Annotated in this window: 14 protein-coding genes; 2 read left to right on the top strand and 12 right to left on the bottom strand. The window is 43.1% G+C overall.

All coding sequences use genetic code 11. The features are described from left to right. Nucleotides 1-39: 39 nt before the first annotated feature. The 4 genes from DXC04_RS01275 to DXC04_RS01260 form a co-directional block, all read right to left on the bottom strand. Nucleotides 40-1,509: a sodium-dependent transporter gene (locus tag DXC04_RS01275; protein WP_118659595.1), complete on the bottom strand. Its 1,470-nt coding sequence runs from the start codon at nt 1,507-1,509 to the stop codon at nt 40-42. A gap of 119 nt (nt 1,510-1,628) precedes the next feature. Then, on the bottom strand, nt 1,629-2,132 hold the full coding sequence (greA, locus tag DXC04_RS01270) for a transcription elongation factor GreA (protein ID WP_021860860.1): 504 nt from the start codon (nt 2,130-2,132) through the stop codon (nt 1,629-1,631). Nucleotides 2,133-2,237: 105 nt separating this feature from the next. Further along, entirely contained in the window at nt 2,238-3,032 is a 795-nt protein-coding gene (locus DXC04_RS01265) for an HAD family hydrolase (RefSeq protein WP_118288201.1), read from the bottom strand. Nucleotides 3,033-3,144: 112 nt separating this feature from the next. Continuing rightward, nucleotides 3,145-4,023, bottom strand: a complete 879-nt coding sequence (locus DXC04_RS01260; RefSeq protein WP_330426406.1) for an N-acetylmuramoyl-L-alanine amidase family protein — start codon at nt 4,021-4,023, stop codon at nt 3,145-3,147. A 292-nt stretch (nt 4,024-4,315) separates the two neighbouring features. Between DXC04_RS01260 and DXC04_RS01255 the strand changes: the two genes are divergently transcribed. Further along, nucleotides 4,316-5,656: an MATE family efflux transporter gene (locus DXC04_RS01255; RefSeq protein ID WP_118659594.1), complete on the top strand. Its 1,341-nt coding sequence runs from the start codon at nt 4,316-4,318 to the stop codon at nt 5,654-5,656. Here the strand turns inward: DXC04_RS01255 and crcB are convergent. The 6 genes from crcB to glnA all read right to left on the bottom strand — a co-directional run bounded on the left by crcB (nt 5,612) and on the right by glnA (nt 11,261). Next, complete coding sequence (gene crcB / locus DXC04_RS01250; protein ID WP_118659592.1) at nt 5,612-5,977, bottom strand: fluoride efflux transporter CrcB; 366 nt, start codon at nt 5,975-5,977, stop codon at nt 5,612-5,614. The genes DXC04_RS01255 and crcB overlap by 45 nt on opposite strands. 30 nt (nt 5,978-6,007) lie before the next feature. Next, nucleotides 6,008-7,171, bottom strand: coding sequence for a flagellin lysine-N-methylase (gene fliB / locus DXC04_RS01245; RefSeq protein WP_118659590.1), 1,164 nt, complete (start codon nt 7,169-7,171; stop codon nt 6,008-6,010). A gap of 6 nt (nt 7,172-7,177) precedes the next feature. Further along, nucleotides 7,178-8,395 (bottom strand): LL-diaminopimelate aminotransferase, encoded by a 1,218-nt coding sequence (locus tag DXC04_RS01240; protein ID WP_118659588.1) that lies wholly within the window; start codon nt 8,393-8,395, stop codon nt 7,178-7,180. A gap of 66 nt (nt 8,396-8,461) precedes the next feature. Further along, a complete protein-coding gene (gene dapF, locus DXC04_RS01235) occupies nt 8,462-9,319 on the bottom strand; it encodes a diaminopimelate epimerase (RefSeq protein WP_118659586.1) in 858 nt (285 codons plus the stop codon). A 14-nt stretch (nt 9,320-9,333) separates the two neighbouring features. After that, a complete protein-coding gene (locus tag DXC04_RS01230; RefSeq protein WP_021860868.1) occupies nt 9,334-9,882 on the bottom strand; it encodes an ANTAR domain-containing response regulator in 549 nt (182 codons plus the stop codon). A 47-nt stretch (nt 9,883-9,929) separates the two neighbouring features. After that, the gene (gene glnA / locus DXC04_RS01225; protein ID WP_117536789.1) at nt 9,930-11,261 is read right to left on the bottom strand and encodes a type I glutamate--ammonia ligase; all 1,332 of its coding nucleotides are present in this window, start codon (nt 11,259-11,261) and stop codon (nt 9,930-9,932) included. A gap of 247 nt (nt 11,262-11,508) precedes the next feature. On the opposite strand from glnA, the gene DXC04_RS01220 reads away from it, so the two are divergent. After that, complete coding sequence (locus tag DXC04_RS01220; RefSeq protein ID WP_118659584.1) at nt 11,509-12,153, top strand: PduL/EutD family phosphate acyltransferase; 645 nt, start codon at nt 11,509-11,511, stop codon at nt 12,151-12,153. Nucleotides 12,154-12,223: 70 nt separating this feature from the next. On the opposite strand, the gene DXC04_RS01215 is transcribed toward DXC04_RS01220, so the two are convergent. Continuing rightward, on the bottom strand, nt 12,224-12,469 hold the full coding sequence (locus tag DXC04_RS01215; RefSeq protein WP_021860871.1) for a TM1266 family iron-only hydrogenase system putative regulator: 246 nt from the start codon (nt 12,467-12,469) through the stop codon (nt 12,224-12,226). Between the two features lie 19 nt (nt 12,470-12,488). Further along, nucleotides 12,489-13,244, bottom strand: a complete 756-nt coding sequence (locus tag DXC04_RS01210; RefSeq protein WP_117536790.1) for an exodeoxyribonuclease III — start codon at nt 13,242-13,244, stop codon at nt 12,489-12,491. Nucleotides 13,245-13,253: the final 9 nt, after the last annotated feature.

Here is a 13,253-nt window from a genome sequence, read left to right as displayed (position 1 = left end):
CTTTTATGTAAAATTATTTCATTAGAAACCTTTTAATTTCTATTTATTCTTTTCTTTCTTTTTCCCACCTGCACAGTAAAGCACGAATCCAAGAAGCAGAACAGCTACTGCCATCCAGATTACAAGTGTTGTTGTACCAAGCGGGCTGAATTTATCATAATATCCTTTCAGATAAATAATGATGATAAGAAGTGGAATCACGTAGCCTACATAGCCTTTTAATCCCTTCGGGAAGCCGATTCCTTCTCCGGTATTCGCTTCTTCCAGGAATTTCTTCCAGCCCCATCCATTCTCTCTCGTACAGAAGAGAAGATAGCCAAGACTTCCAAGTGGCAGGAAGTTATTGGAAACAATAAAATCTTCCAGATCCATAATTGTACTTCCTTCGCCTAACGGCTGGATACCAGAAAGAATATTGAAGCCAAGAACACATGGCATACTCAGTACAATAATCAAAATTGCACTGACAATTACGCTTTTCTTTCTGGACCAGTGGAACAGATCCATATCAAAAGAAATAATATTTTCAAATACTGCTACCAGCGTTGTAAATGCTGCAAACGTCAAAAACAGGAAGAATAACGCTCCCCATACCTGTCCGCCCGGCATCTGAGAAAAAATATTCGGAATGGTAATAAATATCAGACTCGGACCTGCACCCGGTTCAATGCCAAATGCAAAACATGCAGGGATAATAATGAATCCTGCCATCAGTGCAACGAATGTATCCAGCCCTGTAATGCTGAGTGCTTCTCCTGCAAGGCTCCGGTTACGTTCCAGATAACTTCCGAAAATCATCATAGCACCAATACCAATTGATAATGTAAAAAACGCCTGACTCATCGCCCCGAAAATAACATTTCCAATTCCAATTTCTGCCATTTTCCGGAAATCCGGAATCAGATAAAAACGGATTCCGGCTCCGGCTCCTTTTAAGAAAACAGAATGTACTGCAAGAATGATCATCAGTACCATCAATACCGACATCATAACTTTTGATACTTTTTCAATTCCATTCTGAATACCAAACCAGCAGATTGCAAATCCGATCACACAGATCAGTATCGTCCAGAATGCCATATTGGGCGCATCAGCAAGCATCTTTGTGAATTTTGCACCGACTTCCTCTGCACTGTTTCCGACAAAATCACCACGTATGCTGCGGAAGCAGTAATACATCATCCATCCGCCTACACTCGTATAAAACATCATCAACAGATAGCTTCCCAGAATGCCGATCCATTTGGAAATATGCCATCTTGTTCCTTCCGGCTCCAGTTTTTCAAATGCTGCGGCGACACTGAAATGACTGCCGCGGCCGATGGCGAACTCGCAGATCATAACCGGCACTCCCATAATCAACAGGAATACCAGATAAATCAGAATAAATGCTGCTCCTCCCATCTGTCCACACAAGTATGGAAACTTCCATACATTGCCAATACCGATCGCACATCCTGCAGATACAAGAATGAATCCCAGACGCGATCCGAATTTTTCTCGTTTCATATTTTGCCCTCTCTTTTCCTTTATATGTTAAGGTGCCAGGATCAAAAGCCTAAAACTACGAAGTACGGAACAATTCGTATGGCATCTTTTAACCCCAACATCATGTTAAATGGCTTATATTAATATTTTCTCAGCGAATCCTGCGAATCATCTGTTGTATTCTCAATCTTCTGGATCTTGACATAATAACCGGCATTACCGTTCGTATTTACAAACACACGGTCACCAACTTTATGTCCCTGAATCGCTTTTCCAAGTGGTGATTCAATACTGATCAGTCCCTGCAGCGAATTGCCACGCACACTTGTCACAAGCCGGTAAGTCTCTGTCTCATCATCCTCTTCAAAATATACTTCTACTGTATTATTAATGCCGACTTCATCCGCTTTCGACTCATCAGAAACAATCTGCGCATGTTTGAGCATACGTTCCAGATAACGGATACGGCTTTCATTCCGGTTCTTGTCCTGCTTTGCTGCCTTGTATTCAAAATTCTCACTCAGATCGCCCTGTGCTCTTGCCTCTTTTACCGCTTCCAGTTCTTTCTTACGCACAACCAGTTTGCGGTATTCAATCTCTTCTTTGATTTTGGCTACATCACTTTCTGTCAAACGCTCACCCACGTTTTCAACCTTCTTTCTACTATCTGCTTTTTTATTTCTTTAGATCAGACCATAATTTTCCATTCGCCAGTATGCTTCATACATCCTTTACAAGTATCTGCTTCTTTAGATCAGACCATAATGCTGCATTGCTTTGTATACACCATCATTTTCAACGGTATCTGTCACATACTCTGTATATGGATCTAACACCGGATCGTGCTTCTTCATTGCAATGGAATGTTTTGCATATTCAAACATAGACTGATCGTTGCTGCTGTCGCCGAACACATACACCTCGTCCTTCGTAAGTCCCAGATGCTGTCTCATAAATTCAATCGCTGTTGCTTTGGAATATCCTTTCTGCACCAGTTCATACATCCCATTTAATCGATCAATGATATCTATGCCATCTTCAATCGATGCAAAAAATTCCTGATATCTGCAGTTCGGATCTTTCTTATTAATATGGATCAATAATTTATCGTATTCAAAATTCTTCTTCTCCATGCTTGTCTCTCTGCCAAGCCCCATGGACGCCATATATCTCCGTGTACTTTCCACGGGTTCACACTGACTTACCCGTTCTGAGAAGTACATGTCATCCGTTCCTTCCAGAAATCCTTCAATGTGATACTTTTTCATCAGATCTATATAACGATTTCCTTCTTCAATAGATATATGGCTCTCAAAAAGCACCTCATTCTTATAAATCAGATAGGTTCCGCATCCACATAAAAATCCATCTACATCAAGCTTTTTAATAATCGGCGGAACGCTGCATATCGTCCGCCCTGTATTAATCAGTACTTTATGCCCATTCTCTTTAACTTTCCGGATTCCCTCCAGTGCACTCTCCGGAACTTTCTTCGTAACACCACTTAAGAGTGTATCATCTATATCGAAAAATAATGCTCCCATTTTTCCGCTTCCTCCTGGCTGTTCTTCCCTTATTTTTACTCAGTAATGACTGTATTCACAATCTTTCCCATTATACCCATCTTACAGAGATTTTGCAAATTTATCTCTGCAGTTATTTTCCGAAATAATGATCCACCCCATCTGCAATCCCGGATGCAATCTTCTTCTGATAGTCTGCCTGAGACATCTTCTGATCTTCCGCCGGATTCGTCATATATCCAATCTCAACAATCGTCACAGGCACTTTTGCCCAGTTCACACCGCTCATGGAATCTGTCTCCCATACTCGTTCTCTCTTTGCTCCGGTTGCTTTCACTGCACCGTCCAGAACTGCCTCCGACAATGCCTTGCTCTGCTTATACAGGCTGCCATTATATTGATTAGATGCCGTCTGACAGATCGTCATCATTCCATTCGCACTGCTGTTCTCTGCTCCGTTTGCATGGACACGGATAAATGCATCTGCATTCGCATTGTTCGCCACCTCTGCACGCTCCGCATTGGAAATATTTACATCATTCGTTGTGCGCACCATCTTCACATTATACCCACGCACTTCCAGTATATTTTTTAGTTTCTTTGAAACTTCTAAAGTTAACTGATACTCTGGTTTTCCTGTGGAAACACCACTTGTTCCCGATGCAACTTTAGCTTTTGTCTGAGATGCTCCCGGTCCCACCGGCTCCTGTTCATTGTTGCCACGCGCCTGATGTCCTGCATCGATCACTACAAGTTTATCATTCCTCTGGCGCTTTTTTTCCTGCTTTTTCTTTGCACGTTCCTTCTTCGCCTGTTCCTCTTTTGCTTTCTTTGCAGCTTCTGCGGTTTTTGCTTCTTTGTCACTGTAATCTTTTTTCTTATCTTTTGTATTGATCACCAGTGGTTCTGGCGCTTTTTTTGGTTTCGCTTTTTCTTCTTTTGTCGCGCATCCTGCCAGCGCAATTACGAGAAGCACTGCCAGTACAGATATTATCCATTTTCTCATTTTCATAAGCTGACTCCTCACTTTCCGGGAGATCCTGTCCCGCTTATATATAAGCTCACATGGGTTCAGATCTTTTAACTCTGATATCATTATAATTTACTGCTGTTTCATTTACAAGTTCTTCTCCGGGTAATCTTCTGGACAACAGATTTTTGTTCTGTTATACTCTTGTGGATTGTAAACGTATAGAATACGAGCAATCCGCAGGAACATATACACATATAATATAAGCATTATAAACATTCACAAAAATGAACGATATACATACTTCCGTAATTTAACCAGAAAGGACATTACTATGCAGGTAACTAAAACTTCACCTACTATCTTCGGACAGTTTATCCGCTATGCCAGTCTGAATGTGCTTGGCATGTTCGGAATTTCACTCTATATACTGGCTGACACTTTCTTTATCGCAAATGGTGTCGGCGCTGATGGTCTGACTGCTTTGAACCTTGCAGTTCCTGCCTATAATTTTCTTCACGGCTGTGCCCTCATGCTCGGTCTTGGCGGAGCAACACGCTATACGGTAAGCAAAAGTCAGGGAAAGACAGCCCATGCAAATAAATTTTTTACACATACGATTCTTCTTGCCACATTATTTTCCACATTTTTCTTCTGTGCGGGACTTGTTTTTGCTGCTCCCCTGACAAGAATCCTTGGAGCCAATGCAGAAGTCTTTGATATGACGTATACCTACCTGCGTATCATTCTTCTCTTTGCTCCGGCATTTATATTTAATGAAGTGTTTCTGGCATTCGTCCGCAATGACGGTGCTCCACATCTCGCCATGTATGCAATGGTCGGTGGCAGCCTTGCCAACATCCTGTTTGATTATATTTTTATTTTTCCGCTTCATATGGGAATCTTCGGAGCGGTACTTGCAACCGGATGTTCTCCACTCTTCGGTATGCTCATCCAGTCCATTTACCGTATCCGCAGGAAAAACCAATTTCATCTTGTCCGTACCGGACTGTCCGCTTCACTTACAGGTTCGACACTTGCACTTGGTTTTTCTTCCCTCGTAACCGAAGTTTCATCCGGTGTTGTTATGATCGTATTTAATATGTTAATGCTGCGCCTTGAAGGAAATACGGCTGTTGCAGCCTATGGTGTGATTGCGAATCTCATTCTCGTCGTCATCGCCATTTTCACTGGTATCGGACAGGGAATCCAGCCACTTATCAGTCATGCCTATGGACGCGGCGAACGGCAACATGCATTACAATACAGACGCTACGGACTTTTTCTGATGGCGGCACTTTCTGTTACTATTTATGCAGGGATTTTATTTGGCGCAGATGGTATCACCACTGCATTTAACAGTGAACAAAACCCGCTTCTGCAGCAGATCGCCGTAAAAGGACTTCGTATTTATTTTGCCGGCATCCTGTTTGCCGGATTCAATATCGTGCTTTCCTTTTACTTTACATCCATTGAAAAAGCAGTCCCGGCGCAGGTCATTTCCCTGGCTCGCGGACTGCTCATTATCGTTCCGTTATCTATATTACTTGCAAATATTCTCGGTATGACCGGTGTCTGGATGTCATTTCCGATCTCCGAACTGCTTGTATCTTTCCTCGGTCTCTTCTTCCTAGTGAAGCAGAAACTGGGAGGCAAACACAGCCAGAACACCTGATACTACACTCAGCACAGCATATACAAGCGCTGTCACTGTATGTCCGCTCTGAAACAGATCCGTCGTTTCAAATGCAAACGTAGAAAATGTCGTAAATCCTCCGCAGATTCCAACTTTCAGAAATAACATAAGCTGAGGATTCACTGACGGATGCTTTCCTGCATAAGTTGCAATGCAGCCGATCAGGAAAGCTCCTGCCACATTAATCAAAAACGTCTTATATGGAAATCCGCTCTCACTTTGAACCGGAAGCAGACCGATCAGATAACGGCAGACTGCTCCGATAAATCCACCTAAACCTACAAATAAACAATTTATCAATTTACTTATCTTCCTAACTTTATTTATACTCTATTCTTCTGCAGCTTTCTTTGCAAACCACGGCACCGGTCTTTCACTCATCAAACGCTCCATCAGGTTGAGATTCGGATCGGAATGTTCCAGTTCTCTTGAAAAGCGGTATACTGTATCAACAAGATCTTCAAAATACAACTCTTTTTCATTCTTTATCCACTGCGCCATCAGAATTTCCTGCATAAGCAGTACACTTACAACCGCCATCTGCGCCTTGGAATATGCATGTCCATCATAAACCGCACCACACAGATAAGTACTTAAGAAATACACAAGAAGCTGTTCTTTCTGTATCTCAAATTCCGGCATCTTCTCTGCCATCCATCCTTCAAACGCATTCCTAAGCTCATAGTAGTGAGCCTCACCTTTTCCATACAGCCACTGTTCTGTTTCCAGAAGATGTGGTTCCCAGTTATCCCGAAGTCTCTCTAACCGATACTGATCCCGGAAAGTTTCTGTCATAAATTCATAGAACCTATGCTTCTCTTCTTCTGTATAAAGCTTAGCGATCTGTCCTTTTATATAATCCATTGCTTTTTCTGTCCGGTATTTTTCCAGTACCATCTCTCCGTCAAATATTTCCTGCTTCTGAATCCGGATCTGCAGGTCATGGGCGATTGCAAGCACAAGTCCGGTGCGCAGATTTAATGACAGTTCACGGTTCTGCAGGATCTGTATCATCATTGTTCTTGCATCTGCCAGAAGGGAATATAAAAATGGATCAAATGCATCATCCCAGCACTCTTCTTTCTCATCTTCATGAATCAGAAACTGCACCGGTTCTTTTCTTTGTAGCAGGATTTTTGCCACTTCCGGGCATGACACAGAGAGCGTCATTTCCCTGACACCCTCAAATTCTTCAATATGCCTTGGATAACGCTTACACGTCTTACACAATGCCTTTTCACCAAGTGCTGTGTACATATTGCAGAGATTATCCTCATTCAGGAAATAACACCTTTTCTCCTCATCCTGCCGGAAAGCGCCTTCTTTCCAGTCCACACCGGTACGAATCTCCTTTCGGTATTCTCCTGTTACTTTTTTATATTGCCTGAGTGCCGACTTATCCGCTACGATCTGCCATCCTGTGCAGCATGTATCTTCACAGGCTCCGGCAACGCAGTGAAACTGCCGGTAATAATCCGGTATTGTATATAACATAATAAATTAACCCATCTTCTTAATTCTTTCAATGGCTGCCACTGTATTTTCATAAGAGCCAAATGCTGTCAGACGGAAATATCCTTCTCCGCTTGGTCCGAATCCTGATCCCGGAGTTCCTACAACACCGGCATCCTTTAACAGATGATCAAAGAAATCCCAGGATGTCATTCCCTGTGGAACTTCCAGCCAGATATACGGTGCATTTACACCACCGGATACGTTATATCCGGCATCTCTTAGGCCTTCTTTAATCGTTTTTGCATTCTTCATGTAGTAGGCAATCTGCTCTTTTAACTGTGCTTTACCATTCTCAGAATATACAGCTTCTCCGGCCCTCTGTACGATATACGGTGCTCCGTTGTACTTCGTTCCATGTCTTCTTGCCCAGAGAGAATGCAACATTACATCTCCGGATTTCAGATCTTTTGGAATCACCGTTGCGCCAAGTCTGACACCTGTAAATCCTGCATTCTTTGAGAAACTTCTAAGCTCGATCGCGCAGGTTCTTGCACCTTCGCACTCATAAATGCTGTGCGGTACATCATCCTCAGAAATATATGCTTCATAAGCAGCATCATAGATAATGACGGCTCCGACTTTATTGGCATAATCTACCCATTCCTGTAACTGTGCTTTTGTAATGGTAGATCCTGTCGGATTATTCGGGAAACACAGATAAATAATATCCGGAGTTTCTTTCGGCAGTTCCGGTGCAAAATTCGTCTCTTTTGTACATGGCATGTAAATGACATCGCTCCATGTCTCTGTCTTCGCATCGTAAGTTCCTGTACGTCCTGCCATAACATTTGTATCTACATAAACCGGATATACCGGATCACATACGGCGATCTTATTGTCTTTGGCAAAGATTTCCTGAATGTTACCGGAGTCACATTTTGCTCCGTCGGAAATGAAGATCTCGTCTGCTTTGATATCACATCCTTTATCCTGATAATCGTTCTTTGCCATTGCACTTCTCAAAAATTCATATCCCAGATCCGGTGCATACCCGTGAAATGTCTCCGCATGTGCCATCTCGTCTACTGCACTGTGCAGGCTGTCAATGATTGCCGGTGCCAATGGCTGTGTAACATCACCGATTCCAAGACGGATAATGCTCTTGTCCGGATTCTCTTCCTGATAAGCACGTACTTTCTTTCCAATTGTGGAAAATAAATAGCTTCCCGGCAGTTTTAAATAATCTTCATTTACTTTAAACATCTTTCTTCCTCCTGTTTATGACTTTACTGATTGTTTTGTTGTTTCTGGAATTCAATGTGTGACGCATTATACATCAATATCTGTAAGATCGATCTCTCCGTCAAATACAACCTTTGCAGGTCCGGTCATATAGACTTTATCTGCTTCTTTATCCCATTCAATGAGCAGATCGCCTCCCAGTAGTTTTACGGTTACCCGATCCTCTGTCAACCCGTTTAAAATGCTGGCTACTGCAACAGCGCAAGCACCTGTTCCACAGGCAAGTGTTTCACCGGAACCACGCTCCCACACACGCATCTCTACCGTTTTACGGTCCAGTACATGTGCAAATTCTGTATTGATACGCTCCGGGAACCGTTTATGATTTTCAAAAGACGGACCTATTTTCAAAAGATCCAATCCTTTTACATCGTCTACATAAACCACTGTATGCGGATTGCCCATGGAAACTCCTGTCATATAATATATCTTCCCCTCTACTTCAAGCGGGGCATCAATGATTCTTGTATCTTCCGGATTCTCCGGCACGATCGGAATCTGGGATGGCGCAAGGCGCGGACTTCCCATATCAACTTTCACAAGGCTTACTTTGCCATCTTCCACAGTCAGATCCAGATATTTGATCCCGCCAAGTGTCTCCACGGAAATGCTCGTCTTATCGGTAAGACCGTAATCATATACATATTTAGCAACACAGCGGATACCATTTCCGCACATTTCACCTCTGGAACCATCTGCATTATACATCTGCATTTCAAAATCTGCCACCTTGGATGGACAGATCATAATCAACCCGTCCGAACCGATTCCAAAATGTCTGTCACTGACAAACTTCGATACTTCCGCCGGATTCTTAATTGTTTCTCTCAAGCAGTTTACATAGACATAATCATTGCCCAACCCCTGCATTTTTGTAAATTCCATCTTCTATATCTCCTCTACTCTGACATAATGCTCAATACCATCTCTGCTGTCTCTACCATGTTTGTTCCACTGTCCATACTGCTTTTCTGCAAATATCTGTGTGCCTCTTCTTCCGTCATATTGTTACGTGCCATCAGCAGTTCTTTTGCCTTTCTGACTGTCTCTTGCTGCTTCGGATCACGGTTTTTTAACTGCTTCTTGCGTTTCCGTCTGCGCCTGTCGATATCGGTCAGCATCATCTCGATCGTATTCATCAGATCATACACTTTAATCGGCATCGACAATCCCATCACGCCCCGCACCAGTCCGTCACTCCATTTATCCTGCGACGCGACAAGCAGCATATCAAAATTTTCCGGAAGATATTCTCTGAGATCCGTATACATCATATCTTTTAATTTGTAACCACACACGACAATTCCTTCATCCACAGTATCCGCATAATGCATTGCCTGTGCCCCCGTTGTCGCCACTCCGGTAACATTTACTCCATTTCGCACCAGCAGATTCCGGATATTAATTGCATTTTCCTTCTTTGGAAATACTACAATAATACCTATCATGCTGACACCTCCTTTAGTCGTCTCATTTTTATTCTTACTAAGGGTGCCTAAATGACATGCAGGTACTTTGCGATTTCCCAGTCTGTCACCTGATTACGATAATTCATGTACTCTTCCGTCTTCACTTTGATATATTTTTCCGTCAGATCATCGCCAAGCACATTTTTAATGTAAGTGTCCTCTTCAAATGCCTGTGCTGCTTCCAGAAGCGTTCTCGGCAGAAGTTCTGCACCAGCTGCCGCCCGCTCTTCTTCCGTCATCTCAAAAATATTGCAGTCAATGCTTTTTGGCGGCATGATCTTGTTGCGGATTCCGTCCAGTCCAGCGGCAAGGCATACTGCAAATGCCAGATATGGATTGGCTGACGGATCAGGACTACGAAGCTCGATTCTCTCCTCACCCTCCGGCGCCGTCGGGATCCGGATCAATGGCGTTCTGTTCTTGGCTGACCATGCAATATATACCGGTGCTTCAAATCCCGGCACAAGACGCTTATATGAATTCACGATCGGATTCGTAATAAAGGTCAGCGCTTTGATATGTTTCATAATTCCACCGATGAAATAATAAGCTTCTTTACTCAGCCCTTTCTCATCTGAACTGTCTGAAAATACATTCACACCATCCCGGCTTAATGACATGTTCGTATGCATGCCGGAACCATTCTCTCCGTACTTCGGTTTTGGCATAAAGGATGCATGCAGACCGTGTCTCTTGGCAATCGTCTTGACAACCAGTTTGAATGTCATGATATTGTCTGCCGCAGACAACGCCTCGTCATATTGGAAATCAATCTCATGCTGTGCCGGCGACATCTCGTGGTGAGATGCCTCGATGACAAATCCCATATCCTCCATTGTCAATACCATGTCACGTCTCGCATTTTCGCCGAAATCTAATGGTCCAAGGTCAAAATATGTGGCTCGCTCATGGGAAATCGTTGTCGGTACACTGTCATCATCCATATGGAATAAGAAAAATTCACATTCCGGCCCGACGTTAAACTGATATCCCATCTCTTTTGCCTCTTCGATCACTTTCTTCAGTACATATCTCGGATCGCTCTCAAATGGTGTTCCGTCTGCTTTATGCACCTCGCAGATCAGTCTTGCAACTTTACCCTGCTGCGGCCTCCACGGAAAAATCTCAAATGTATTCAGATCCGGATAAAGATACATATCCGAATCTTCCACCCTTGCAAAGCCTTCAATGGAAGAGCCGTCAAACATGCACTGGTTATTCAGCGCTTTCTCCAACTGGCTGGTAGTGATCGCTACATTTTTCAATGTTCCGAAAATATCGGTAAACTGTAGCCGGATGAATCCCACATCCTCTTCTTCTACCATCTGTAAAATATCTTCACGCGTATAATTATTCATTATATGCACCTCCTGCATTTACTGCTGTATGTAAAAATGGGCGTTCTCATGCCTTAGATGAAAACGCCATTGCTTTACCTCGTTAAAAATTATAGAAAAAAAAGCCCTCTTTGTCAACGAAAAATGTCGTTGTTGATACTTTTGATTGAAAAACCGAACGCACTCTGTTACAATGTTTCCAATAAGGTTTTCAGAAAATGGCTATGAATAAAAATTAATGCAGATAATAGAAGGAGGCTCAGATACTATGGGACTTGCAATACCAATCGAAACAAGCGCAAGACACATCCATATGTGCCAGGAAGATTTTGAACACTTATTTGGGAAAGGGAAAACGATCACCCACCGGGTAGATCTGAGCCAGCCCGGTCAGTATGCCTGTGAAGAACGCGTTACGATCAAAGGTCCGAAAGGAACATTTGAAAATGTTGCTCTGCTTGGACCTTTCCGTAATGAGACACAGGTGGAGATTTCCATGACTGATTCACGAAAGCTCGGCATTCCGGGCATCATCCGTCAATCCGGCGATACGAAGGGCACACCCGGCTGCACGCTGCTCGGTCCTGCCGGTGAGATTGAACTCGATCACGGTGTGATTGTTGCAAAGCGCCATATCCACATGACTCCAGTGCAGGCAGTCCAGTTAAATGTCAAAGACAAAGATGAAGTGTTCGTCATTATGGAGAGTTTTGAACGCTCTCTGATCTTTGCTGATGTTGTTGTCCGTGTACACCCGGACTTTGCACTCGCCATGCACGTCGATACAGACGAAGCAAATGCATTTGCCGGACATGAACACCCAACCGGTGTCATCTTAAAATTATTTGGCGGACGTACATACAATCTTCGGAAATGGGCAGACGAATTACAAAGCGGAATCAACCGGCTGTAGCCGGTGATTCCGCTCTTTTTATTATTCCATCACTGCATTCTAAATATTTCTAATTTTCAAATCGTCGTGTTTACAACTTTGCAGTCAGTGTCTTTGCACTGACTCCTTTTAACATTCCAAGTTTTCCGGAAAGAGAGCTTGTCACATCTCCCGGCGCGTCCAGCACCACACTGATGATCGACACTTCTCTCTGCCGGTACGGAATGCCCATTCTTCCGACAATATAATTTCTAAATTCGTGAAGCAGTTCATTCACCGTTACTGCTGCCTCTTCATCTTTTATAATAATGCTGATTACAGATACACGACTATCCATCCGTCTCTTCCTCTCTTCACTATAATGCAATGTCCAGTTCGATCGGGCAATGATCCGATCCCATAACGTCGGTCAGGATCTTCGCATCTTCAATCTTATCCTTCAGGCAGTCCGATACACAAAAATAGTCAATTCTCCATCCTGCATTCTTTGCCCTTGCGCTGAAACGGTAAGACCACCAAGAATAAATTCCTTCCACATCCGGATACAGATAACGGAATGTATCTGTAAATCCTGCTGCAAGAAGGTCTGTGAATTTTCCACGTTCTTCATCTGTAAATCCGGCATTCTTACGGTTCGTCTTCGGATTCTTCAAGTCGATCTCTTTGTGTGCAACATTCAAATCCCCACAGAAAACCACTGGTTTCTTCTCTTCCAGCCCTTTCAGATAAGCGAGAAAATCATCTTCCCATGTCATTCTGTAATCCAGTCTTGCCAGTTCGCTCTGTGAATTCGGCGTATACACTGTCACAAAATAAAAATCCTCATACTCCAGTGTGATTACACGGCCTTCCTGATCGTGTTCTTCAATTGCCATGCCATAAGTAACAGCAAGGGGCCTTTCTTTTGTAAATACCGCCGTTCCGGAATAACCTTTCTTCACGGCATAATTCCAGTACTGTTCGTATCCATCCAGCTCCAGATCTAATTGTCCTTCCTGCATCTTCGTTTCCTGAATACAGAAAATATCTGCATCCGCTTCTTTGAAGAAATCAAGAAATCCTTTCTTTACGCAGGCACGAATTCCATTTACATTCCATGATATACATTTCATCTGTTCGTT

The organism is Dorea sp. OM07-5 (genome assembly GCF_003481355.1).
Classification (GTDB): Bacteria; Bacillota; Clostridia; order Lachnospirales; family Lachnospiraceae; genus Dorea_D; species Dorea_D hominis.
This window is presented reverse-complemented; position numbering and strand designations above follow the sequence as displayed.